We start from the raw sequence: 23529 nt of genomic DNA on the forward strand, positions 1-23529 counted from the left end.
ACTCCAGGAACAGGTGGCGCGCAGCTTAGCGCGCCGTTGTGGGGCCGAGCCGATGCCCGGCTGCATTGCGGTTGCGCCGTGCCGGCGAGCGCCGGCGCGGCGCTACGGCCAACGGACCTGGCCATCGATGACCGGCTGCACCTGGCCGCCGATCCAGACCACGCCCTGCGCGTCGACCTCGACGTGTACGCGGCCATCGCGGCCGACCTCGCGACCCTGGCTGGCCACGTAGCGGCCCTGCTGGCCGGGCAGGGCATCGCGCTGCCGCAGCCAGGCGCCGATCAGCGCATTGGCGCTGCCGGTGACCGGGTCTTCGGGCACGCTGGCCGCATCGGCCGGGCAGAACGCGCGCACCACGCGGGCGTGGCTGGCGCCGGCCTCGTCGGCGAACACCGCAACGCCGGTCGCGTCGGTGGCGATGCTCCAGTCGCGCAGGGCGGCCATGTCCGGCGCGAAGCCGCGCACGGCGGCGGCATCGCGCAGCGGCAGCAGCCACCAGCGTGCGCCGTTGTCCCACAGTTCGGGCCGGTGCCCGTGGGCAGCCTGCGACAGCAATGCGGCGGGTGCTGCGTCGGCAGGCGTCGCCAGCCGACGGGCGGCAGGGCTGGCCAGCTGGATGTGCAGCGCGTCGGCCGGGCCGCTTGCGCGCACCGGCAGCAGTCCCGCCGCGCACTGCTGCAGCAGCGCGCCGTCGCGCGGGCTGGCCAGGCCGCAGGTCACTGCCGCCCAGGCCGCGCCAACGCTGGGATGGCCGGCGAATGCCAGCTCCTGGGTCGGGGTGAAGATGCGGATGTGGTAGTCCGCGCCGGGGGCGCTGGGGCGCAGGAAGAACACCGTCTCGGACAGGTTCAGCCAGGCGGCCAGGGCCTGCATCTGGTCGCCGCAGAGCGGGTCGGCGTCGAGTACGGCCCCCAGGGGATTGCCGGTGCCGGGCCGGGTGGCGAAGACATCAAGCTGCAGGTAACGAAGGACGGCCATCTACGGTGATATTGCGCTTAGAATCAAAGGTTCCGCCCCCGAGGGCGGCTTCCCCACATTCTACATAGCCAATCCATGTCAGCTTCCCCCCTTGTCGATCGTTGGATCGTACTGAAGTTCGGCGGCACCTCGGTGTCGCGTCGTCACCGCTGGGACACGATCGGGAAGCTGGCGAAAAAACGCGCGGAAGAGACCGGCTCGCGCGTGTTGGTGGTGGTTTCCGCGCTGTCCGGGGTCACCAACGAGCTGACCGCGATTGCCGACGGCGCGCCGGACAGCCGTGATCGTGTAGCGGCGCTGGTCGAGCGCCATGAGGGCTTCCTGGTCGAACTGGGCCTGGGCCGCGAGGTGCTGGCCGAGCGCCTGGCGGCGCTGCAGGGCCTGCTGGACGACGCCCGTGCGGCCAGCCGGCCGCTGGACTGGCAGGCCGAAGTGCTGGGCCAGGGTGAGCTGCTGTCCTCCACGCTCGGTGCAGCCTATCTGCACGCTTCGGGCCTGGACATGGGCTGGATGGACGCCCGCCAGTGGCTGGACGCGATGCCGCCGCAGCCGAACCAGAGCGACTGGTCGCAGCGCCTGTCGGTGAACTGCCAGTGGCGCGCGGATGCGGACTGGATGCAGCGCTTCCGCGCGCAGCCGACCCGCCTGCTGATCACCCAGGGGTTCATCTCGCGGCATGCCGATGGCGGTACCGCCATCCTCGGCCGTGGCGGTTCGGATACCTCGGCGGCGTACTTCGGTGCGCTGCTCGGCGCCAGCCGCGTGGAGATCTGGACCGACGTGCCGGGCATGTTCAGCGCCAACCCGAAGGATGTGCCGGATGCGCGCCTGCTGACCCGCCTGGACTATTACGAAGCGCAGGAAATTGCCACCACCGGCGCCAAGGTGCTGCACCCGCGCTCGATCAAGCCATGCCGCGATGGCGGCGTGCCGATGGCGATCCTGGATACCGAGCGCCCGGAGCTGCCGGGTACCAGCATCGATGGCAATGCGGCGCCGGTGCCGGGCGTGAAGGCGATCAGCCGCCGCAACGGCATCGTGCTGGTGTCGATGGAAGGCATCGGCATGTGGCAGCAGGTCGGCTTCCTGGCTGACGTGTTCAACCTGTTCAAGAAGCATGGGTTGTCGGTGGACCTGATCGGTTCGGCCGAAACCAATGTCACGGTGTCGCTGGATCCGTCCGAGAACCTGGTCAACACCGATGTGCTGGCGGCGCTGTCGGCGGATCTGTCGCAGATCTGCAAGGTCAAGGTGATCGTGCCGTGCGCGGCGATCACCCTGGTCGGCCGCGGCATGCGTTCGCTGTTGCACAAGCTGTCGGACGTGTGGGCCACCTTCGGCCGTGAGCGCGTGCACATGATCTCGCAGTCGTCCAACGACCTGAACCTGACCTTCGTCATCGACGAAGCCGATGCCGATGGCCTGCTGCCGATCCTGCATGCCGAGCTGATCGACAGCGGTGCGATGCCGGTGGAGGAAACCGAAGTGTTCGGCCCGCGCTGGCGCGAAATCGCCGGCACCGTGCGCCCGCGCGGCACGCCCTGGTGGCGTGGCCAGCGTGCGCACCTGCTGCAGCTGGCCGATGCCGGCACGCCGCGCTACGTCTATCACCTGCCGACGGTTCGCGCGCGCGCCCGTGCGCTGGCCGCGATCAAGCCGATCGACCAGCGCTACTACGCGATCAAGGCCAACAGCCATCCAGCCATCCTGCAGCTGCTGGAGGCGGAAGGCTTCGGCCTGGAATGCGTATCGCACGGTGAGTTGAAGCATGTGTTCCAGCACCTTCCGGAGCTGTCGCCCAAGCGCGTGCTGTTCACCCCCAGCTTCTGCCCGCGCAGCGAGTACGAAGCGGCCTTCGCGCTTGGCGTGACCGTGACCGTCGACAACGTCGAAGCACTGCAGCGCTGGCCGGACCTGTTCCGCAACCGCGAACTCTGGCTGCGTGTCGATCTGGGCCGTGGCGAAGGCCACCATGCCAAGGTCCGCACCGGTGGCAAGGACTCCAAGTTCGGCCTGCCGATCGCCCGCGTCGACGAGTTCGTGCGCGCCGCCACGGACCTGGGCAGCCGCGTGGTCGGCCTGCATGCGCACCTGGGCAGCGGCGTGGAAACCTCGCAGCACTGGCGCCTGATGTGCGATGAACTGGCCGGTTTCGCCCGCCGCATCGGCAGCGTGCACACCATCGATATCGGCGGTGGCCTGCCGATTCCGTATTCTGCCGAAGACGAGCCGTTCGACCTGGAGGCGTGGGCCGAAGGGCTGGCCGAGGTCAAGGCACTGCATCCCGCGTTCCGCCTGGCGATCGAACCGGGGCGCTACCTGGTGGCCGAGTCCGGCGTGCTGCTGACCCATGTCACCCAGGTGGTGGAGAAGGACGGCGTGCGCCGTGTCGGCCTGGATGCCGGCATGAACGCGCTGATGCGCCCGGCCCTGTACGACGCCTGGCACGACATCGAGAACCTGAGCCGGCAGGGTGGCTATGCCGAAGCGGCGTTCGACGTGGTCGGCCCGATCTGCGAATCCAGCGACGTGTTCGGCAAGCGCCGCAAGCTGCCGGTGTCGACCGCGCCGGACGACGTGATGCTGATCGCCGACGCCGGCGCCTACGGCTACTCGATGGCCAACACCTACAACCAGCGGGCGTTGCCGCGCGAAGACGTGATCGAGTGATCATCACCCGCGCCCTGCACCCGCCCACCGACACGACCCGCGCCGCCGCGCGGGCCGGTGCCTGACCGGATACACCATGACTGCTTTCGATAAACACCAGGTTTCCCGCTTCCGCTTCGTCCGCTGCGATTTCGCTGCGGATACCGGCGTGGCCCGGCTGGTCTACGCCTTCGACGATGGCCCGGAGATGGTGGAAACCATCAACGTGCCCGGCGCTCCGTTCGTGCTGGACGAGGCGCGTGCGGCGGCCGTGCAGCGCGCGCTGCAACTGCTGCACCTGATCGCCGGCGTCAGCTATTACAAGGCGGGTGTACCGGAAACGGTCAGCATCGACAGCTATGCCATCGATGCCGGTACCGCTGCGCTGGTGGAGACGGTCTATCTCAATGGCCTGGGCGAGTTCGCGTACCGCAATGGCCTGAACCTGCGCGGGCGTTTCCGCCTGCCGGTACAGGGCGAGGCGGTGCAGGCACCGGTGCTGGGCCTGCGGCCGCACGCGCTGGTGGCGATCGGTGGCGGCAAGGATTCGCTGGTCAGCATCGAAGCCCTGCGCCGTGCCGGCGTGGACGAGACGGTGACCTGGATCGGTGGCTCGCAGCTGATCCGTGCCTGCGCCGAGCGCACCGGCCTGCCGACCCTCAACCTCGGTCGCGCGCTGGCACCGGAACTGTTCGAGCTCAACCGAATGGGCGCCTGGAACGGGCATATCCCGGTCACGGCGGTGAACTCGGCAATCATGGTGTTGGCCGCGCTGCTGCAGGGCGTGGACCAGGTGGTGTTCTCCAACGAACGTTCGGCCAGCTACGGCAGCCAGATCCCGGGCACCGGCGAAGTGAACCACCAGTGGTCCAAGGGCTGGGCATTCGAGCAGGCCTTCGGCAGCCATGTGCAGAAGCACGTAGCGGCGGACCTGCAGTACTACTCGCTGCTGCGCCCGATGTCCGAGCTGGCGGTGGCGCGACAGTTCGCCAAGACCGATTTCTACGACGCGCATTTCTCCAGCTGCAACCGCAACTTCCACATCCTCGGCGAGCGCCCGGTGAACCGCTGGTGCGGCGTCTGCCCGAAGTGCCATTTCGTGTTCCTGGCGCTGGCGCCGTTCATGCCCAAGACCCGCCTGGTGCGGATCTTCGGCCGCAACCTGCTGGACGATGCCGAACAGGCCGGTGGCTTCGATGCGCTGCTGGAGTTCCAGGACCACAAGCCGTTTGAATGTGTCGGTGAAGGCCGTGAGTCGCGTGCGGCGATGGCGACCCTGGCACAGCGCCCGGAGTGGAAGGAAGACGTGCTGGTGAAGCGCTTCTGCAATGAGATCCGGCCGCAGCTGGATGCCGCCGAACTGGAACTGGCGCCGCTGCTGCAGCTGCAGGGCGAACACCGCATTCCGGCCGCGTTGTGGGAACGGGTGCGTGAAGATTTCGAAGCTTGAAGGAAAGCGCGTCGCGCTGTGGGGCTGGGGCCGTGAGGGCCGTGCCGCGTTCGCGGTACTGCGCGAGCGCCTGCCGTCGTTGCCGCTGAGCCTGTTCTGCCCGGCCGCTGAAGTTGAGGCGGCGCGCCTGGAAACGCAGGGCGCGCTGGAGGTACGTGGCGAGCCCTCGGCCGAGGCGCTGGCCGCGTTCGAGGTGGTGATCAAGTCGCCCGGCATCAGCCCCTACCAGCCGATCGCACTGGCTGCGGCTGGGCAGGGCACTGTCTTCATCGGCGGTACCGCGCTGTGGTTCGCCGAGCATGCGGCCGGGGATGGCATCGTGCACGACACCGTGTGCGTGACCGGCACCAAGGGCAAGAGCACCACCACGGCGCTGGTCGCTCACCTGCTGCGCGCGGCCGGTCATCGCACCGGCCTGGTCGGCAACATCGGCCTGCCGCTGCTGGAAGTGCTGGACCCGCAACCGGCGCCCGAGTACTGGGCCGTCGAGCTGTCCAGCTACCAGACCGGTGAAGTGGCGCGCAGCGGGGCCCACCCGCAGGTGGCGGTGGTGCTGAACCTGTTCCCGGAGCATCTGGACTGGCACGGCAGTGAGCAGCGCTACATCGAGGACAAGCTGCGGCTGGTGACCGAAGCCGCGCCGCGCATTGCCGTCCTCAATGCGGCCGATCCGTATCTGGCCGCCCTGCAGCTGCCGGGCAGCGAGGTGGTCTGGTTCAACCAGCCGCAGGGCTGGCATATGCGCGGTGACATCGTGCACCGTGGCGCGCAGGCGGTGTTCGATACCCGCAACACGCCGCTGCCGGGCCGGCATAACCGCGGCAACCTGTGCGCGGTGCTGGCCGCGTTGGAAGCACTGGGACTTGATGCGGTGGCGCTGGCACCGGCGGTGCAGGATTTCCGCCCGTTGCCGAACCGCCTGCAGCGGATTGGCGACGCCGCGGGCCTGACCTACGTCAACGATTCGATCAGCACCACGCCGCATGCCAGCCTGGCCGCGCTGGAGTGTTTTGCCGGGCAGCGCATCGCGCTGCTGGTGGGCGGTCACGACCGTGGCCTGGACTGGACCGATTTCATGCAGCACATGGCGCACGACGTGCCGCCGGTGGAAATCGTGACCATGGGCAGCAACGGCCCGCGCATCCACGCGATGCTGCAGCCGCTGGCTGATGCTGGCCGCTTCGGCCTGCACGCCGCAGGCGACCTGCCCGAGGCGATGGCGCTGGCTCGCAGCGCGCTGGGGGCGCAGGGTGGGGTGGTGCTGCTGTCACCCGGGGCGCCGAGTTTCGGTGCGTACCGCGATTACGTGGCGCGTGGCCGTCATTTCGCCGAACTGGCCGGCTTCGATCCGGACAGCATCAGCGCGATTGCGGGGCTGGGTATCGCCTGAACCGCCGGATCGGGGTCGGACCCCTTTCCGCAGGAAAGGGCTCTGACCCCAGCGGGATCCCGTGCACCGACGAGCCCGCTCCTTGCATTGGATGGAACGCGGCTGAGACCGCCATCCACGCGTGGCGTGGATCTACTGTAGAGCCGAGCCCATGCTCGGCTGCCTTCACCCTTGGTCGTCGATGAACGCGTAGTCGCCGTCGATCAGCTGTTGCAGGTACGCATCGAAGCTCGGCGCAATCACCGCGTAGCTGTCGGGGTCGTGCAGGTAGCGCACCACCTGGCCGACGGTGCCACCCGATGCCGGATCGAAATCCAGGTACAGCATCGAAGTGCCGCCGTTGTTCATGCAGTGCGAGAAGCACAGGCGGCGATTCATCGGCAGGTCGGCATCGATGCCTTCACCCAGGATCTCCGGTTCGTCATCGAGCCATTCTTCGTAGATGGAACGGATGCTGTCGTCCCACTGCTGCTGGTCCTCGAAGATCTGAGCCACCGAGCGCAGGTAGTAGGGATAGCCGCCGCCCTCCACGTCCGAGCCGAGCATCAGCACGCAGACCTCGCCATCGGAGTATTCGCGGAAGTGCGTGCCATCCACGCGCGAGAGCAGCTCGAGCAGGCTGTCCGGCACCTGCGGCCAGTGCGCACGCAGGCGCTGCAGGTCTTCGGCGCGGGCGCCCTGGACCCACGCCCACTGTGGAGCATCCTCGGCAGGCAGGCGCGCGATCAAGCCAGACAGAAAACGATCAACAACATTCATGCAGAAAAAGGGGACGGAGGGGATTAAGTCGTATCCAACCACACCTGCGTCACGTCGCCAATGCAGAATGCGACGCGAGAGGGGTGAATACGGCTTAATCCCCTCCGTCCCCTTTTTTTGCGGAGCAGGCGCATGAATCGTTGGCGATGCGGTGTGGCGGTGATGCTGGGGCTGGCGGCGATGCCGGCGTGGGCGGCGATGAAGACCCAGCCGGTGGAGTGGACGCATCAGGGCACGACCTTCAGTGGCGTGCTGGTCTATGACGATGGCGGGCACGACAAACGTCCGGGACTGGTGATGGTGCCGAACTGGAAGGGCGTGAACGAATCGGCGGTCGAAAAGGCCAAGCAGCTCGCCGGCGATGACTATGTGGTGCTGGTGGCCGATGTGTACGGCAAGGGCGTGCGTCCGAAGACCGATGCCGAGGCCGGACCGGTGGCCAGCACGCTGCGCAACGACCGGCCGCTGCTGCGCGCACGCGCGCTGGAGGCGGTCAACGTGCTCAAGGCGCAGGCCGGCAAGGTGCCGCTCGACACCCGCCGGATCGGTGCAGTGGGTTTCTGCTTCGGTGGCACCACCGTGCTCGAGCTGGCGCGTGCCGGGGCGCCGCTGGCCGGCGTGGTCAGCCTGCATGGCGGCTTGGGATCGCCGTTGCCGGCACAGGCCGGTGGTACCCACCCGTCGGTGCTGGTTCTCAACGGGGCCGACGATACCAGCGTGAGCGCCGATGACATCGCCGCCTTCCAGAAGGAAATGAACGCGGCCAAGGTCGATTGGGAGTTCACCAACTACAGCGGTGCGGTGCACTGCTTCGCCGAGCGCGATGCCAACAGTCCGCCGGGCTGCCAGTACAACGCGCGTGCGGCCAAGCGCGCCTGGAAGGCGCTGGATGACTTCTTCGAGGAGCGGTTCGGGAAGGATTGAGAGGCAGTGCCGACCAACGGTCGGCACCTACCGATGTTTCAGTGCCGACCAACGGTCGGCACCTACCGATGTTTCAGTGCCGGCCAACGGTCGGCACCTACCGATGTTTCAGTGCCGACCAACGGTCGGCACCTGCCGATGTTTCAGTGCCGACCAACGGTCGGCACCCACCAGATGCCTGCATGCCGGCCAGTGGTCGGCACATCCTCGGTCAATGCGAGCGCTGCACCGCGTAGCGGGCCAGGCCGCGCAGGGCGGCGACGGCATCGTTGTCGCCCAGGCCGTCCAGCGCGCGCTCGGCGGCTTCGGCGTATTCCTCGGCACGGGCGCGGCTGTACTCCAGGCCGCCGGTGGCGCGGATGGCCGCCAGCACTTCCGGCATCGCCGACGCGTCGCCGTCCTGCACGATGCTGCGAAGGCGTTCGCGGGTGGCGTCGTCGGAGTGGGCCATCGCGTGGATCAGCGGCAGGGTGGCCTTGCCTTCGGCGAGGTCGTCGCCCAGGTTCTTGCCCAGCTCGTCGGCATTGGCCGAGTAGTCCAGCACATCGTCGGCGATCTGGAACGCGTAGCCCAGGTGCATGCCGTAGTCGAACAGGGCCTGCTGGGTGGCTTCATCCACGCCGCTGGCCAGCGCGCCCAGGCGGGTACCGGCGGCGAACAGCACCGCGGTCTTGCGCTCGATCACGCGCAGGTAGGCCGCTTCGTCGGTATCCGGGTTATGCACGTGCAGCAGCTGCAGCACTTCACCCTCGGCGATGCGGTTGGTGGCATCGGCCAGGATCTGCATCACCGACATGCGCTCCAGCTCGACCATCAGCTGGAAGCTGCGCGAGTACAGGAAGTCGCCGACCAGCACGCTCGGGGCATTGCCCCACAGCGCATTGGCGGTGCTGCGACCGCGCCGCAGGCTGGATTCGTCCACCACGTCGTCGTGCAGCAGGGTCGAGGTGTGGATGAACTCGATGATGGCCGCCAGATGGTGGTGGTCCGGGCCGGCCTGGCCGACCGCGTGGCCGGCCAGCATCACCAGCATCGGGCGCAGGCGTTTGCCGCCGGCGGAAATGATGTGGTCGGCGATCTGGTTGATCAGCACGACGTCCGAGGACAGCCGGCGCCGGATCAGGGCGTCGACGGCGGCCATGTCGGCCGCGGCAAGCGACTGGATCTGGGGCAGGCCCAGGGCGGGACGGGTGTCTTCGGTGATGGTCATGCGATCAGGCTTTCAGGCTCACCGCTGATTATAGGCGCTGCCCGTGAATTCGGGCGCAAACCGGGCGGTCGGGGTTGCCCGGCCCGGCCGGCTCCGCCGCCTGCGTGAATACGTATGCAGGTTGCGCCATGCCCGGGGGGCCGCCGCTAAGCTTGCCGGAACAGGATTTCGGCCCGCTTCCGGTGGGTCATGCACGCCCGGAGGGGGGCTGTCGATGTCGCACTATCCATGGTGGCGCGGAGCCGTCATCTACCAGATCTACCCGCGCAGCTACCTCGACGCCAATGGCGATGGCGTGGGCGACCTGCCCGGCATCATCGAGCGCTTGGACCACATTGCCGCGCTGGGCGTGGACGCGATCTGGATCTCGCCGTTCTTCAGGTCGCCCATGGCCGATTTCGGCTATGACATCGCCGACTACCGCGATGTCGACCCGCTGTTCGGCAGCCTGGACGACTTCGACCGCCTGTTGGCCAAGGCCCACGGCCTGGGCCTGAAGGTGATGATCGACCAGGTGCTGAGCCACACCTCGATCGAACATGCCTGGTTCCGCGAAAGCCGGCAGGACCGCCGCAACCCGAAGGCCGACTGGTACGTCTGGGCCGATCCGCGCGAGGACGGCACCCCGCCGAACAACTGGCTGTCGCTGTTCGGTGGCTGCGCTTGGCAGTGGGAGCCGCGCCGCGAGCAGTACTACCTGCACAACTTCCTGGTCGACCAGCCGGACCTGAACTTCCATCACCCGGAGGTGCAGCAGGCGACCCTGGACAATGTGCGCTTCTGGCTGGACCGTGGCGTGGACGGCTTCCGCCTGGATGCGATCAACTTCTGTTTCCATGACGCGCAGCTGCGCGACAACCCGGCAAAGCCGGCCGGGAAGCGGGTTGGCCGCGGCTTCAGCGCGGACAACCCCTACGCGTACCAGTACCACTACTACAACAACACCCAGCCGGAGAACCTGCCGTTCCTGGAGCGGCTGCGCGCCTTGCTGGATGCGTATCCGGGGGCGGTCAGCCTGGGCGAGATCTCTTCGGAGGACTCGCTGGCGACCACCGCCGAGTACACCCGCGATGGCCGCCTGCACATGGGCTACAGCTTCGAGCTGCTGGTCAATGACTACAGCGCGGGCTACATCCGCGATACGGTCTCGCGCCTGGAAGCGGCGATGACCGAAGGCTGGCCGTGCTGGGCGGTTTCGAATCACGATGTGGAGCGGGCGGTCAGCCGCTGGGGCGGCCACCCGGCCGATCCGCGGCTGGCGCGGATGCTGGTGGCGATGCTGTGCTCGCTGCGCGGTTCGGTCTGCCTGTACCAGGGCGAGGAGCTGGGGCTGGCCGAGGCCGAGGTGCCGTTCGAAGCCCTGCGGGACCCCTATGGCATCACGTTCTGGCCCAACTTCAAGGGCCGCGACGGATGCCGTACGCCGTTGCCGTGGACCGATGCGCCGTTGGCCGGCTTCACCTCCGGCCAGCCCTGGTTGCCGATTCCGGCCGAGCACCGGGCCGCGGCCGTGGCGGTGCAGGAGCGCGACCCGGACTCGGTCCTGGCCGCCTTCCGCGCGTTCCTGGCCTGGCGGCGGGGACAGCCGGCGCTATTGCATGGCAGCATCAGATTCATCGAAAGTGCCGAGCCAGTGCTGCTGTTCGAGCGTATGCTTGCAGATGAAACCCTCCTGCTGGCCTTCAACCTGTCGGCCGAAGCGGTGAGCCACCCGCTGCCGCCGGGCGACTGGCAGGTGGTGGCGGTGCCGGGCCCGGATGCGGGCACGGTGCAGGGCAATGAACTCCAGCTGCCGCCGCGTGCGGTGTATTGCGCCCGACGCAGCTGACCGTTTTCTCCGGTGGCGGTACTTGCGGGGACGGGGCCGAAGCGCCCCGTCCCTTTTTTGTGGATGGGATGGCGGTGAAGGGCATCCACGCATGGCGTGGATCTACTGGGGATGGCCCTTGTCCACGTCATTCGCCGGCATCTGCGCAAAAAGGAAACCCGCTGCCTGCGCAGCGGGTTTGCGATGAGTCGTTGCCGGCCAGCGGCCGGCACTACCCGGTCATGCTCAGAACTTGTAGTTCACGCCCAGCATGTAGGTGCGGCCCCACTCGATGTACTCCAGTGGGCGGTCCTTGCTGCCGGCGTAGGTGCGGTAGGGCTCGTTGGTCAGGTTGCTGCCCTGCAGCAGCAGGGTCAGGCCACGCAGGGCGCTGCTGTCGCTGAAGGTGTAGCTGACCTGCGCATCGGTCACGTTCTCGCCGACCACGTAACGCAGGCTGCGATTGCCGTTGAAGTTGCCGATCTCGCCGATGAAGTCCGAGCGGCGACGCTGGCTGACGCGTGCTTCAAAGCCGCTGCGCTCGTAGTAGGCGGTGAAGTTGTACACGCGCTTGGACAGGCCTGGCAGGCTGATCGGATCAGTGCCCACGCTGGACGCGCTTTCCGGGTCCAGGATGGTGATGTCGCTCTTGTTGAACGTCGCACTGGCCTGCACGCCGAAACCACGCAGGCTGTCGGTCAGCATCTCCAGCGGGAACGATGCGGTCAGCTCCAGGCCCTTCAGCGTGCCGCCCTTGCCGTTCTGCGGCGCGGAGAAGGTGCCGGTGGTCAGCACCGGGGCGGTCATGCCCGGCGGCGGTACATAGCTGCCCAGCAGCGAGGTGAAGTCGTAGTTGTCCACCGACTGGGTGTAGACGTAGCTCTTCAGGTCCTTGTAGAAGATCGCTGCGGCCACATAGGCCTTCTCACCGAAGTACTTCTCATAGGACAGGTCCAGTGCGGTGGCGCGCCACGGATCCAGCAGCGGGTTGCCGCCACTGCCGCCGGGGCGACCGGTGCCGGTATCCACGCCGAATTCCAGGCCGGCACGCATCTGGTCCACGCGTGGGCGCGCGACCTGCTTGGCGGCGGCGAAGCGCAGCGTCTGCTGATGCGGGAACATGAAGACCAGGTTCAAGCTCGGCAGCCAGTCGTTGTAGGTGCGGCCGTTCGAATAGGGCTGCACGTTGTTGCCGGCCGGCTGCGAGCTGTCCCAGTAGCGTGAATCCGAGCTCTGGTCGGTGTGCTGCATCTGCACGCCGATGTTGCCGCGCACGCCGACCACGCCGATGTCGGTGTTGATGTTCAGGCGCGCCCACGCCGTGGTGATCTTCTCCTGCACCGTCCACGACTTGGGAATCAGGTAGTCGAGGTTGTCGACCGGATTGAACCGCATGTAGCGGCCCACGGCGGCCGGTACGTTCCAGGCCGGGATGTTGCCCAGGCCGGCGAAGCTCAGGTCGACCGGGCGGTACTGCAGGTCCGAAGCGATGTTGGCGTCGCCCTGCGCACCGAGCAGGATGTTGCCTTCGGACTGGGTCTTCACCTTGCGGCGGTCAGCGTAGTTCACGCCGATATCGATGTCCGGCGCCCACGATGCGATGGCGTCGGGCAGGGCGATGGTGGCAGCCAGCTTGCCACCCTTCAGGCGGTCTTCCACCTTCGGCACCTTGCCGTAGCCGGAGCCGTAGATGGTGTTGGTCAGGAACAGCGCATCCGGGTTGGAATAGTTCAGCCCCGGGCTGATCTGCGAGAAGCCGTTCTGGCGGATCGTCACGCCGATCGTATCCAGCTGCGGCATCGGGGTCAGCTGAAGATTGTTCTCCAGGTTCAGCTCATCGCGCGTGGCCTTGGAGTAGTTCAGGTCGGCGACCAGCTTGACGCCACCGAAGTTGAACTCGTTGTTCCAGCCGAAGGCGTCGATCTTGTCCTTGCGCTTGTTGTACATGCCACGCACCAGCGGATACACGCCGCTGGCGGTGCCGCCGGTGAACGAGCCGTTGGCGTTGATCTGCGGGTTGCTGACCAGCAGGCCGGGGCTGTAGTTGCCGTTGTAGTTGCTCAGGTTGAGCTCGAACTGGTTGGCGGTATCGATCTGCTCGGCTTCGGTGTGGAATGCATCGAAGGTGCTGGTCCAGCTGTTGTTGGGCCGGAACTGGATGGTGGCCATCACACCATCGCGCTTGTTGTTGCCGGTGCGGCGCAGCGCCTTGATGCCGTCGGAGAAGTAGGTGCCCGCGGCCACACCCGGGCGGTTGCCCTTGTCGGTGTGCTCGGTGGTCCACGGCTCATACAGGCCGACCTGGTTTTCCTGGATCGGCATGTCGCTGTGCGCATAGCCGATGGCGATGCCGAGGGTCTTGTCCAGGAACTGGTCGATGTAGCTGGCACTGAAACGGTTGCCGTACGGGTCGACATTGGCGGCGCGGCCCAGCGAACTCTTCTGGTAGCGGCCGCCGACCGCGATCACGCGCTCGCCGAAGCTGAGCGGTCGCGCGGTCTGCATGTCGATGGTGCCCGACAGGCCCTGGCCGACCAGTGCCGCATCCGGGGTCTTGTAGACGGTCACGCCATTGACCAGCTCGGACGGATACTGGTCGAACTCGACGCCGCGGTTGTCGCCGGTGCTGACCACTTCACGGCCGTTGAGCAGGGTGGTGGCGAAGTCCGGAGACAGGCCGCGCACACTGATCACCTGGGCCCGCCCGGCCACGCGCTGTGCGGCCAGGCCGGGCAGGCGCGAGATGGACTCGGCGATGCTCACGTCCGGCAGCTTGCCGATGTCTTCGGCGGAGATCGCTTCGACCACTGAGGTGGCGTCCTGCTTGACCGCGATCGCACTCTCGATGCCGCGGCGGATGCCGGTGACCTGCACCGTATCCAGGTTGGTGGCGGCGGTGCCGGCCGGCGTGGTGGTGCTCTGCGTGGACTGTGCCGACGCCAGTGTCGGCGCCAGGACAACGGCCAGCGCGATGCTCAGCGCGCTGCGCTTGTGGTTCAACATTTTCCCCTCCCAGGCAATGTTGCAGATCGATTCGTGGACGTCCCGGCGTTGCCGTGGACGTGCGACGCGGTGGCCGCTGTCGTCGCCGCTATGGTAGGCAGCGCGTTCTTCGCGGGAATCACCCTGCATACGTATTCAATGGTGCGTGCAGGGCTGTAATCGCTTTCAGGCAGAACTTGCGGTGGTGCCGGCCGCTGGCCGGTAGTCACGATCACCGGGTTGCCGGCCGGCGACCGGCACTCCCGGGGCATTCAGAGCGGTGTGAAGCGGATGGCCTGCCCGCCACCCGGCGCCAGCACCAGGGTCAGCGCATCGGCACGGGTCACTTCGCGGGTTTCGCGGATGAACGCGAACGGGTTGCTGCGGAAGTCGGCGCCGTCACCGTCACGGTAGATATCGGCGCGGTAGCGCACGCCGGGCTCCAGGAAACCCAGCTGCAGCGGCAGCACACGACCGTGTTCATCGGTGATGCTGCCGAGGAACCAGTCGCGGCTGTTGCGGTCGCGGCGCACGATGGTCACGTAGTCGCCCACTTCGCCATCCAGTACGTAGCTCTGCTCCCAGTCCACCGCCACGTCCTCGATGAAACGGAATGCCTCGCGATGCTGCAGGTAGTGCTCGGGCAGGTCGGCGGCCATCTGGATCGGGCTGTACAGCACCACGTACAGCGCCAGCTGGCGTGCCAGCGTGCTGGGGATGGCCTGGCCGTGGCGGCCCTTCAGGCTGAGGATGCCGGGGGTGTAGTCCATCGGCCCGGCCAGCATGCGGGTGAACACCAGGTTGACCTCGTGCTCCGGCGGGTTGGGGGGCTGGCCCCAGGCGTTGTACTCCATGCCGCGCGCGCCTTCGCGCGAGATCCAGTTCGGGTAGGTGCGGCGCAGGCCGGTGTCCTTGATCGGCTCGTGCGGGTTGACCGACAGGTGCCGGCGCGCGGCCTCCTGCACCACCTTCAGGTGGTGGCGGGCCATGAACTGCCCATCATGCCACTCGCGCCAGAGCGGGCCACCGGCCGGGTTGCGGCGGTCGACCTGGCCGTCATCGCAGACATAGCCGGTCTTGAACTGGTCCACGCCCAGCTGCGCGTACAGGTCCAGCGCGGCACCCAGCTGGTCTTCGTAGTGTTCGATGGCGCAGCCGGTTTCATGGTGGCCGATCAGGTGCACGCCCTTGCCCAGGCCATATGCTGACAGCGCTTCGATATCGAAGTCGGGCGCGGCGCGGGTGAAGTCGAAGTCGTAGCCGTTGCCGACCCAGTTGCCATCCCAGCCCGGGTTCCAGCCCTCCACCAGCACGCCACGGAAGCCGTGTGCGGCGGCGAAGTCGATCACCTTCTTGGTCTTCGCGGTGGTGGCCGCGTGCTTCGGTCCGGTCGCCCAGCTCTCATTGTCCAGGTGCATCGACCACCACACGCCCAGGTACTTGGCCGGCTTCACCCAGCTCACATCGCCCAGCGCATTGGGTTCATTGAGGTTGAGGATCAGGTCCGATTCGACCAGGCCACCGGCGCGGTCGGCGATCTGCAGCGTGCGCCACGGCGTGGCAAAGGGCAGGGTACGGCGCACCTTCCAGCCTTCGGCCGAAGGCGAGAGCTGCGCGCGCAGGCGCTGGCCCTCGGTGCGGCGCAGCCACATGCCGGCATAGTCCACCAGCGCCGCCTCGTGGATTGCCACATGCAGGCCATCGCGGCTGCGCAGCGTCATCGGCGTGTGCACCAGCGGTACTTCACGCAGTGGCGTGCGCTGGTACAGGTATTCGTAGTGGATCGGTTCGCCGGCGGGAATCCACCACGCGGTGGATTCCTGCGCGATGGCGAACTCGGTCAGTTCGTCATCGATGATCGCCTCGTGCAGATTCGGCTGTTCGGGGAACACATAGCGGAAGCCGAGGCCATCGTCGTAGACGCGGAACACCACATCCAGCCGCCGCTTGCTGCCGGTGCTCTCGGCCAGCTGCACGGTCAGCTCGTTGTAGTGGTTGCGGGTGAGCCGGCGTTCGCCCCAGGGCTGCTCCCAACGCTCATCGATGCTGCGCCGCTCCTGTCCCACTACGGTGAAATCGCGGTCCAGGCGGCCGTCGCGCAGTACGAACCCCAGCCTTGAATCCTCCACCACGGCCTCGCCGAGGCGCTCGACGCGGTAGCGCGCGGTGCCGCCGTCCAGCACCAGGCTGACCGTGAGTACCTTGCCGGGTGATTGGACGCTGGTTACCTGTGGCGCGGCCTGGGCCAGCATGGCCCACCCCAGCAGGAGCAGGCCGAGCACGCGTGCGGGCACCGCACGTACAGCAGTGGATGACACCGGCATGTCCCCTCCCAAGGCGCCGTTGGCAGACCCGGACCATAAGCCAGCACGACGGGCGCGCCAGCGCACCAGGCGATGAATACGTATGCAGCTGGACGCAGCCGACAGCCCCGCGTCTACCATGGGGCCAAGGCACCTTGAGGGAGGCGCCGTGCCCGCCCGCCGGCAACGACGGTGCGGACCTACAACGCGTGCAGAGAGGGAGGGAGGCCGACGGGCGCAAGCCGGTCCGCCGCTTCGATGCTGAAGATCATTTGCCTGACCGCTGCCCTCGGGGCAGCGCTGGGATCGACCGCGCAGGCGGCCGACCTGCAATTCGATGGCCGCCACGCGCGTGCCGAAGCCGCTGCCGGCGGCAGCTTCGTGCTGCATGCACCGAGCGGAGAGGTGCGCATCGCGGCGATGCCGATGCGCAGCCAGACCGGCAGCGTGATGTTCGATGCACTGTTCGCGCTGGCGCAGCAGGAAATGGACCAGGATCGCGTGGATGCGATCCGCGATCCCGCGTTCGACGAAGGCCGGCCGGTGCCGTGCGAGTGCTTCCAGACCGGCGCGCGCTGGCCCTACGTGTGGACCCGCGATGTCAGCTTCGCCGCCGACCTGGCGCTGGCGCGGCTGGATCCGCAGCGCACCCGGCAGTCGCTGCAGTTCAAGCTGTCGGCGGCGCGCGATGGGCATACGCCCGGGTTGTTCGTCGCGCAGGACACCGGTTCCGGCGGCAGCTGGCCGATCAGCAGCGACCGCGTGGTGTGGTTCCTCGCCGCACGCCATCTGCTGGACGATCGCGCGTTTGCCGACCAGGTCTGGCAGGCGCTGCAGGGTACGCTGGCGCAGGACCGCGCGATGGTGTTCGACGCGCAGATGGGCCTGTACCGTGGCGAGACCTCCTTCCTGGACTGGCGCGAGCAGACCTACCCGGACTGGACCCGTGAGGACGTGCGCTTCATCGGTGATTCCTACGCGTTGTCCACCAACGTGCTGCACTACCAGGCGCTGCGCCTGGCCGAGCGGCTGGCCGGTCAGCACGGTGATACCCGCGCGGCTGACTACAAGGCCTGGGCCGACGCGCTGGCGCAGCAGATCGATGCCCGCTTCTGGCGCGAGGATATCGGCCAGTACATGAGCTACATCGGCGAAGCCGCGCACCCGGTGCCGTACGCCAAGGTCGACCTGCTCGGCCTGTCGTTGGGCATCCTGGCCGACGTGCTGCCGCCCGAGCGTGCGCGCCGTGCGCTGGCGGCGTACCCGATGGGGCCGGCCGGCAGCCCGGTGGTGTGGCCGCAGGAGGCACAGCAGCCGATCTACCACAACCGCGCGATCTGGCCGTTCGTCAGCGCCTATTCGCTGCGTGCCGCACGCCAACTGGATGACGCACCGCGCATCGCTGCCGAGATCCGCTCGCTGATGCAGGGCGCGGCGCTGGCCGGTTCCAACATGGAAAACTACGAACTGGTCAGCCAGGCCGTGCATGTTGATGAAGGCGCACTCAGCGGCCCGGTGGTCAATTCCGAACGCCAGCTGTGGTCGGTAGCCGGCTATCTGTCGATGGTGGTCGAGGGCGTGTTCGGCGTGCAGGACGATGGCCGTGTGCTGCCCAAGCTGCCTGCGGCGCTGGTACCGGAACTGTTCGGCAGCCAGCGCAGCATCCGCCTGGACGTTGCGGGCAGGCGCTACGTGCTGGAGCGCCCGCAGCAGCTGGGTGATGGCCTGCTGGTTGCCGGCACAACGCTGACCCAGGGCGACACGACCACGGTGCAGCTGGTCGCTGCCCCTTCCGCGAGTGGCTTCAATGGCCGGGTGGCCGAGGCCAATGCGCGTGCACCCGCCACTCCGGCGCTGCCGCAGCCGACGCGCGAAGGCAGGGGCTGGACCGTGCCGGTGGCGGCGGACCAGGTGCTGTGGAAGGACGGCCAGCGGGTCGTCGCCGGTGAGGGCCCGGCGCAGGTGGCCGACGATGGCCTGCAGCATTGCCTCAGCCTGACCCGTCGCGAGGGCACGCTGGAGTCACTGCACAGCCCGACGACCTGCGTGGGCCCGCAGCAGCGGCTGAAAGGGGAACAGCGCTGGCAGTTCAGTGCCGCGCAGGCCGGCCACGTGCGCCTGCGCCTGCAGTACAGCAACGCGAACGGCCCGATCAACACCGGCGTCACCGCTGCGGTGAAGCAGCTGGCACTGCAGTGCCCGGGCCAGCCGCTGCAGCGGCACACCGTCACCCTGCCGCACAGCGTGGCGGTGCAGGATTCGACCTCGGCGACCTTTGCCGTACCCCGGGGCCGTTGCACGGTAACGCTTGAAGAGGGCTTCAACATGAGCGCGCTGCAACACTTCGCCCACTACACCCGCGGCAAGGGCGGGCGCGACGGCGTGCTCAACCAGGCCCAGGTGCAGGCGCTGATGGTGGCGCCGGTGGCCGCGGCAGAGGGCGCACGATGAATCGTCCCGCCAAACCGCAGCTGTCGTTCTGGCAGATCTGGAACATGTGCTTCGGCTTCCTCGGCATCCAGTTCGGCTTCGCCCTGCAGAACGCCAATGCCAGCCGCATCTTCGAGACCCTGGGCGCGGACATCGACGCGGTACCGGGGCTGTGGATCGCCGCGCCGCTGACCGGCCTGCTGGTGCAGCCGGTGATCGGCTACCTGTCCGACCGCACCTGGACGCGCTGGGGGCGGCGCCGTCCGTTCTTCATGATCGGTGCGGTGCTGACCACGCTGGCGCTGCTGGTGATGCCGAACTCGCCGACGCTGTGGATCGCCGCTGGCACGCTGTGGGTGCTGGACGCGTCGATCAACGTGTCGATGGAACCGTTCCGTGCCTTCGTCGGCGACCAGCTGGCGCCACGCCAGCGTCCAGCGGGCTACGCGATGCAGAGCTTCTTCATCGGCGTGGGGGCCATCGTCGCCAGCTTCCTGCCGTTCATCCTGGCCCACTTCGGGGTTGCCAATACCGCCGCCGCAGGTGAGGTGCCGGACACCGTGCGCTATGCGTTCTACTTCGGCGCGGTGGTGCTGCTGGCAGCAATTACCTGGACGGTGGTCAGTACCCGCGAGTATTCGCCGGCCGAGCTGGCTGCGTTCGATGATGCCGAGCCATCGGCACAGCATGCAGCAGCGGCGATCAGTGGCCCGGCATCCTGGACCCGGGTGGCCGCATGGCTGGGGCTGGGCGTGCTGCTGGCGCTGCTGATCGCGTGGCGGCAGGGCGACAGGATGCTGTACGTGCTGGCGGGACTGTGTGCCGGCTATGGCCTGCTGCTGGCGCTCGCGCGCACGTTGCCGGCCACGCACATGCTGGCCGCCATCGTCGGCGACCTGCGCGCGATGCCGGTCACCATGCGTCGCCTGGCGTGGGTGCAGTTCTTCTCGTGGTTCGCGCTGTTTGCGATGTGGATCTACACCACCGCCGCGGTGGCTGGCGCCCACTTCGGTTCGACCGAGCCCGAGTCGGCGGCCTACAACGAGGGCGCCAACTGGGTGGGCGTACTGTTCGGCGCCTACAACGGTTTCGCCGCGCTGGCGGCGGTGCTGATTCCGCTGATGGTGCGTGCGATCGGCCTGCGCTGGAGCCACCTGGTCAACCTGTGGCTGGGCGGTGCCGGGCTGGTCTCGCTGATGTTCATCCGCGATCCGCACTGGCTGCTGCTGTCGATGGTCGGCGTCGGCTTTGCCTGGGCGTCCATTCTCTCGCTGCCCTATGCACTGCTGTCCGACAGCGTGCCGGCATCGAAGATGGGCGTGTACATGGGCATCTTCAATTTCTTCATCGTGATCCCGCAGCTGGTTGCGGCCAGTGCGCTCGGCTTCGCCCTGCGTACCCTGCTGGGTGGCCAGCCGATGCATGTCCTGGTGCTGGGCGGCTGCAGCCTGTTCATCGCCGGCCTGTGCGTGTTGTGGGTTCCGTCCCGTCCGGAGGTGGTGTGATGCGTGGTGCGCTGTCTGTTGCTGTTTCCCTGATGCTGCTGGCCGGCCACGCGGCGGCCTCGCCGCGCCCGGACTACGTGGGTACCACCGAACCGTTCGCCAGCGATGCGGTGTACTTCGTGGTCACCGACCGCTTCGTCAACGGGGATCCGTCCAACGATCATCGTGACCAGGGCGGCGCGCACCGCACCTTCGATATTCCGGTGCCATGCCCGGACAAGGTGGACGGCAACATCGGCTACCTCGGCGGTGACTTCCGCGGCGTGCTCGACAATGCGGCCTACATCCGCAATCTGGGCTTCGGCGCGGTGTGGATCACGCCCATCGTCGACAACCCGGACGAGGCCTTCACCGGCAGCAAGCCGATCAGCTGCACCAGCACGCTGACCGACCGCGGCAAGACCGGCTACCACGGCTACTGGGGCATCAACTTCTACACGCTGGACGAGCACCTGCCGAGCCGCGACCTGGACTTCGCCGGGCTGACCAAAGGCCTGCACGGTGCTGGCCTGAAGGTGGTGCTGGACATCGTCGGCAACCACGGCTCGCCGGCCTGGACCATGCCGACGCGGCAGCCGCAGTTCGGCCAGCTGTTCGACAAGGACGGCACGCTGATTGCCGATCACCAGAATCTGCCGCCGCAGAAGCTGGACCCGAAGCACAACCCGTTGCACGCGTTCTACAACAACATCGGTCCGGTCGACAGCAAGGACGGCTCGATCTTCGACGGCAACCTGGCCGAGCTGTCCGACTTCAACCAGGACAATCCGGCGGTGATGGACTACCTGGTGGGCGCCTACCTGCAGTGGACCGCGCAGGGCGTGGATGCACTGCGCATCGATACCATCGGCTGGTTGCCGCATCCGTGGTGGCATGCCTTCGTCAAACGTATCCGCGCCGAGCACCCGGGCATGTTCATGTTCGGCGAGGCCTTCGACTACGACGCTGCGCGGATTGCCGAGCACACCTGGCCGGCGAACGCCAACGTCAGCGTGCTGGATTTTCCGCTGCGTGGCGCGCTTGAGCAGGTCTTCGGCACCGCCGGCAAGGGCTTTGAGACCCTGGCCGAACCGCTGCACCTGACCGGCGGTCCCTATGCCAACCCGTACGAGCTGATGAGCTTCTACGACAACCACGACATGCCGCGCCTGCAGGCCAGCGACAACGGCTTCATCGACGCGCACAACTGGTTGTTCACCGCGCGCGGCATTCCGGTGCTGTATTACGGATCGGAAACCGGCTTCATGCGAGGCCGTGCCGAGCATGCCGGCAACCGGGCCTATTTCGGCCAGCCACGCGTGGACGCTGCGCCGCAGAGCCCGATCTTCGCGCCGTTGCAGCGCATCGCCAGGGTGCGTGAAGCGACCCCGGCACTGCAGCGCGGTCTGCAGGTGAACGAGCGCCTGCACGGCGATGAGGCGGTGTTCTTCCGCGTGCTGCAGCACGGTGAAGTAGCGCAGACCGCACTGGTGCTGCTGAACAAGGGCGACCAGGCGAGGACCTTCACCGTGGCGCGCTACGTCCAGGCGGGGCGCTGGCGCGACGCGCTGGACGGCGGTTCGCTGAAGGTGGACGGCACCCTGAAGGTGGACGTACCCGCGCATGGGGTGAAGGTCTACGTGCTGGATGCCGCCGTGCAGCAGCCGGCACTGCAGGCCGAGCTGGACAAGGCGATGGCCGACCAGCGGGCGCGGGACCAGCGTCTGGGACGGTAGTGCCGGCCGCTGGCCGGAACCCTTGAATCCACGGCACCTGCAGGTGCCGGCCAGCGGCCGGCACGACCGGGAGTGGCCGTATCCGGCACAATAGGCCCCCCACGCCCGCCGTACCGCCATGACCGACCTTGCCCCGCAGACCCCGATCGAAACCCTGCTGAAGGCGGCGATGGACGGGGCGGTGCCGATCCGCGCCTTCATGCAGGCCTTCGTCGCCTCCGACGTGGTGCTGCTGACCGGCAGCCTGGTGACCCCCGATGGCAGTGGCTTCGACCCGCTGCTGTTCGACAAGCAGGGCACCCTGCACGTGGCGGTGTTCACCGATCCGTCGCGGGTGGGCATCTACAGCCAGCAGGCCGAGCACCAGGTCCGCTGGCTGATGCTGGACGTGCTGCGCCGGGTGCCGGGCGGCTATGGCGTGGTGATCAACCCGGGTACTCCGCTGGGCTTCGAGATCTCGCCCAACGGCATCGGTGAGATCCTGAAGGACTTCGCCCAGGGCTGACCGCTCCTGCAGAGCCGAGCCATGCGCGGCTGTGCGTTTCGCGCAATGCCGGATCCGCCGAGCGCGGCGCGACGCCACACAGAGCTTCCCTTCGGGCGCCGTACGTGATCCCCTTGGTCAACAACGGGATCAAGGCGCTGCCATGGAATTCAGGGGATTGTCCGCCGAAGCGCCGGAACGACTGCAGCTGGCGCAGTGGTATCACGCGCAATGGGGTAGGGACGCCGGCCTGTCGCTGGAGCAGGAACTGCAGCGCCTGAACGCGCCGCAGGATGCCGATGGCTTTCCGCACCTGATCGCCGCCTTCGATGGCGGCCAGTTGGTCGGTGCAGTGCAGCTCAAGCGCCGCGAGATGCAGGCCTTCCCGCAGTACGAACACTGGCTGGGCAGCGTATTCGTGGCCGACCATCACCGGGGCCGCGGGCTGGCCAGCGGGCTGGTGGAACAGGCGGCGGCACAGGCGGTGCGGATGGGGGTGTCCGAACTGCACCTGCAGACCGAAGCGCTGGAAGGTGGACTGTATGCGCGGCTTGGCTGGAAAGCACTGCACGAAGCGGACAGTCACGGCTATCGCGTGCTGGTGATGGTGCGCGGGCTCTCCGCATGAGCATGCACACCGTGCGCCATTCCCGCTCCGCCCTGATCTTCCTGGTCGCGGCCATTGCCGCGGCGCTGGTGTCCATGCCCCTGCTGCGCGCAGTGGGCATGGTGCTGTGGCCGGCGTTCGCCCTGGCCTGGCTGATCAACCTGGGCGCGGCCTGGCACCTGGCGCAGTGGGCGCGGCAGCTGGGCCGCTCGGCGTGGGCGTTCGGACTGCCGGCGGCACTCGGCACCGTCGCCTCGATCGTGGTCTTCGCACTGTTGGCGCTGCTGGGGCCGAAGGCGGCGCTGCGCTGAGCCCGTGTACCGGTTGAGGAGGGAG

Annotated in this window: 16 protein-coding genes; 11 read left to right on the plus strand and 5 right to left on the minus strand. The window is 67.7% G+C overall.

What is annotated here, in order from left to right:
* Nucleotides 1-102: 102 nt before the first annotated feature.
* Nucleotides 103-978 (minus strand): PhzF family phenazine biosynthesis protein, encoded by an 876-nt coding sequence (locus Q0P60_RS00750; protein ID WP_294987264.1) that lies wholly within the window; start codon nt 976-978, stop codon nt 103-105.
* 75 nt (nt 979-1053) lie between these two features.
* Between Q0P60_RS00750 and Q0P60_RS00755 the strand changes: the two genes are divergently transcribed.
* From Q0P60_RS00755 to murD, 3 genes are all read left to right on the plus strand, one after another.
* Nucleotides 1054-3648 (plus strand): bifunctional aspartate kinase/diaminopimelate decarboxylase, encoded by a 2595-nt coding sequence (locus tag Q0P60_RS00755; RefSeq protein WP_294987266.1) that lies wholly within the window; start codon nt 1054-1056, stop codon nt 3646-3648.
* Nucleotides 3649-3724: 76 nt separating this feature from the next.
* On the plus strand, nt 3725-5077 hold the full coding sequence (gene murL, locus Q0P60_RS00760; RefSeq protein ID WP_294987268.1) for a UDP-N-acetyl-alpha-D-muramoyl-L-alanyl-L-glutamate epimerase: 1353 nt from the start codon (nt 3725-3727) through the stop codon (nt 5075-5077).
* Nucleotides 5058-6467 carry a UDP-N-acetylmuramoyl-L-alanine--D-glutamate ligase gene (gene murD / locus Q0P60_RS00765; RefSeq protein WP_294987270.1) on the plus strand — a complete coding sequence of 470 codons (1410 nt, stop codon included), beginning with the start codon at nt 5058-5060 and terminating at the stop codon, nt 6465-6467. The genes murL and murD overlap by 20 nt, the downstream gene beginning before the upstream one ends.
* Nucleotides 6468-6632: 165 nt before the next feature.
* Here the strand turns inward: murD and Q0P60_RS00770 are convergent, their stop codons facing one another.
* A complete protein-coding gene (locus tag Q0P60_RS00770; protein WP_294987272.1) occupies nt 6633-7226 on the minus strand; it encodes an SMI1/KNR4 family protein in 594 nt (197 codons plus the stop codon).
* A 132-nt stretch (nt 7227-7358) separates the two neighbouring features.
* Between Q0P60_RS00770 and Q0P60_RS00775 the strand changes: the two genes are divergently transcribed.
* Nucleotides 7359-8150: a dienelactone hydrolase family protein gene (locus Q0P60_RS00775; RefSeq protein WP_294987274.1), complete on the plus strand. Its 792-nt coding sequence runs from the start codon at nt 7359-7361 to the stop codon at nt 8148-8150.
* Between the two features lie 211 nt (nt 8151-8361).
* Here the strand turns inward: Q0P60_RS00775 and Q0P60_RS00780 are convergent, their stop codons facing one another.
* Nucleotides 8362-9360 carry a polyprenyl synthetase family protein gene (locus Q0P60_RS00780; protein WP_294987276.1) on the minus strand — a complete coding sequence of 333 codons (999 nt, stop codon included), beginning with the start codon at nt 9358-9360 and terminating at the stop codon, nt 8362-8364.
* A gap of 214 nt (nt 9361-9574) precedes the next feature.
* On the opposite strand from Q0P60_RS00780, the gene Q0P60_RS00785 reads away from it, so the two are divergent.
* Nucleotides 9575-11188: an alpha-glucosidase gene (locus tag Q0P60_RS00785; protein WP_294987278.1), complete on the plus strand. Its 1614-nt coding sequence runs from the start codon at nt 9575-9577 to the stop codon at nt 11186-11188.
* A gap of 225 nt (nt 11189-11413) precedes the next feature.
* Here the strand turns inward: Q0P60_RS00785 and Q0P60_RS00790 are convergent, their stop codons facing one another.
* Both Q0P60_RS00790 and Q0P60_RS00795 read right to left on the minus strand, forming a co-directional pair.
* Nucleotides 11414-14170, minus strand: a complete 2757-nt coding sequence (locus tag Q0P60_RS00790) for a TonB-dependent receptor (RefSeq protein WP_294987280.1) — start codon at nt 14168-14170, stop codon at nt 11414-11416.
* Between the two features lie 251 nt (nt 14171-14421).
* The gene (locus Q0P60_RS00795; RefSeq protein ID WP_294987282.1) at nt 14422-16473 is read right to left on the minus strand and encodes a glycoside hydrolase family 97 protein; all 2052 of its coding nucleotides are present in this window, start codon (nt 16471-16473) and stop codon (nt 14422-14424) included.
* A 237-nt stretch (nt 16474-16710) separates the two neighbouring features.
* Between Q0P60_RS00795 and Q0P60_RS00800 the strand changes: the two genes are divergently transcribed.
* The 6 genes from Q0P60_RS00800 (at nt 16711) to Q0P60_RS00825 (ending at nt 23504) form a co-directional block, all read left to right on the plus strand.
* Nucleotides 16711-18903 (plus strand): Six-hairpin glycosidase-like protein, encoded by a 2193-nt coding sequence (locus Q0P60_RS00800; RefSeq protein ID WP_294987284.1) that lies wholly within the window; start codon nt 16711-16713, stop codon nt 18901-18903.
* Entirely contained in the window at nt 18900-20387 is a 1488-nt protein-coding gene (locus Q0P60_RS00805) for an MFS transporter (protein ID WP_294987286.1), read from the plus strand. The genes Q0P60_RS00800 and Q0P60_RS00805 overlap by 4 nt, the downstream gene beginning before the upstream one ends.
* Nucleotides 20387-22102: an alpha-amylase family glycosyl hydrolase gene (locus Q0P60_RS00810; RefSeq protein WP_294987288.1), complete on the plus strand. Its 1716-nt coding sequence runs from the start codon at nt 20387-20389 to the stop codon at nt 22100-22102. Before Q0P60_RS00805 ends, Q0P60_RS00810 begins: the two co-directional genes overlap by 1 nt.
* Before the next feature lie 118 nt (nt 22103-22220).
* Nucleotides 22221-22607 carry an SseB family protein gene (locus Q0P60_RS00815; protein ID WP_294987290.1) on the plus strand — a complete coding sequence of 129 codons (387 nt, stop codon included), beginning with the start codon at nt 22221-22223 and terminating at the stop codon, nt 22605-22607.
* A 142-nt stretch (nt 22608-22749) separates the two neighbouring features.
* Nucleotides 22750-23214 (plus strand): GNAT family N-acetyltransferase, encoded by a 465-nt coding sequence (locus tag Q0P60_RS00820; protein WP_294987292.1) that lies wholly within the window; start codon nt 22750-22752, stop codon nt 23212-23214.
* Nucleotides 23211-23504, plus strand: coding sequence for a hypothetical protein (locus Q0P60_RS00825; protein WP_294987294.1), 294 nt, complete (start codon nt 23211-23213; stop codon nt 23502-23504). Before Q0P60_RS00820 ends, Q0P60_RS00825 begins: the two co-directional genes overlap by 4 nt.
* Nucleotides 23505-23529 lie beyond the last annotated feature (25 nt).

Source organism: uncultured Stenotrophomonas sp. (assembly GCF_945952405.1).
Lineage (GTDB): Bacteria > Pseudomonadota > Gammaproteobacteria > Xanthomonadales > Xanthomonadaceae > Stenotrophomonas.

Coding starts and splice junctions, on each gene's coding strand:
- Q0P60_RS00750 (WP_294987264.1), bottom strand. CDS start 978: ATGGCCGTCCTTCGTTACCTGCAGCTTGATGTCTTCGCCACCCGGCCC.
- Q0P60_RS00755 (WP_294987266.1), top strand. CDS start 1,054: ATGTCAGCTTCCCCCCTTGTCGATCGTTGGATCGTACTGAAGTTCGGC.
- murL (WP_294987268.1), top strand. CDS start 3,725: ATGACTGCTTTCGATAAACACCAGGTTTCCCGCTTCCGCTTCGTCCGC.
- Q0P60_RS00770 (WP_294987272.1), bottom strand. CDS start 7,226: ATGAATGTTGTTGATCGTTTTCTGTCTGGCTTGATCGCGCGCCTGCCT.
- Q0P60_RS00775 (WP_294987274.1), top strand. CDS start 7,359: ATGAATCGTTGGCGATGCGGTGTGGCGGTGATGCTGGGGCTGGCGGCG.
- Q0P60_RS00780 (WP_294987276.1), bottom strand. CDS start 9,360: ATGACCATCACCGAAGACACCCGTCCCGCCCTGGGCCTGCCCCAGATC.
- Q0P60_RS00785 (WP_294987278.1), top strand. CDS start 9,575: ATGTCGCACTATCCATGGTGGCGCGGAGCCGTCATCTACCAGATCTAC.
- Q0P60_RS00790 (WP_294987280.1), bottom strand. CDS start 14,170: ATGTTGAACCACAAGCGCAGCGCGCTGAGCATCGCGCTGGCCGTTGTC.
- Q0P60_RS00795 (WP_294987282.1), bottom strand. CDS start 16,473: ATGCCGGTGTCATCCACTGCTGTACGTGCGGTGCCCGCACGCGTGCTC.
- Q0P60_RS00800 (WP_294987284.1), top strand. CDS start 16,711: ATGCTGAAGATCATTTGCCTGACCGCTGCCCTCGGGGCAGCGCTGGGA.
- Q0P60_RS00805 (WP_294987286.1), top strand. CDS start 18,900: ATGAATCGTCCCGCCAAACCGCAGCTGTCGTTCTGGCAGATCTGGAAC.
- Q0P60_RS00810 (WP_294987288.1), top strand. CDS start 20,387: ATGCGTGGTGCGCTGTCTGTTGCTGTTTCCCTGATGCTGCTGGCCGGC.
- Q0P60_RS00815 (WP_294987290.1), top strand. CDS start 22,221: ATGACCGACCTTGCCCCGCAGACCCCGATCGAAACCCTGCTGAAGGCG.
- Q0P60_RS00820 (WP_294987292.1), top strand. CDS start 22,750: ATGGAATTCAGGGGATTGTCCGCCGAAGCGCCGGAACGACTGCAGCTG.
- Q0P60_RS00825 (WP_294987294.1), top strand. CDS start 23,211: ATGAGCATGCACACCGTGCGCCATTCCCGCTCCGCCCTGATCTTCCTG.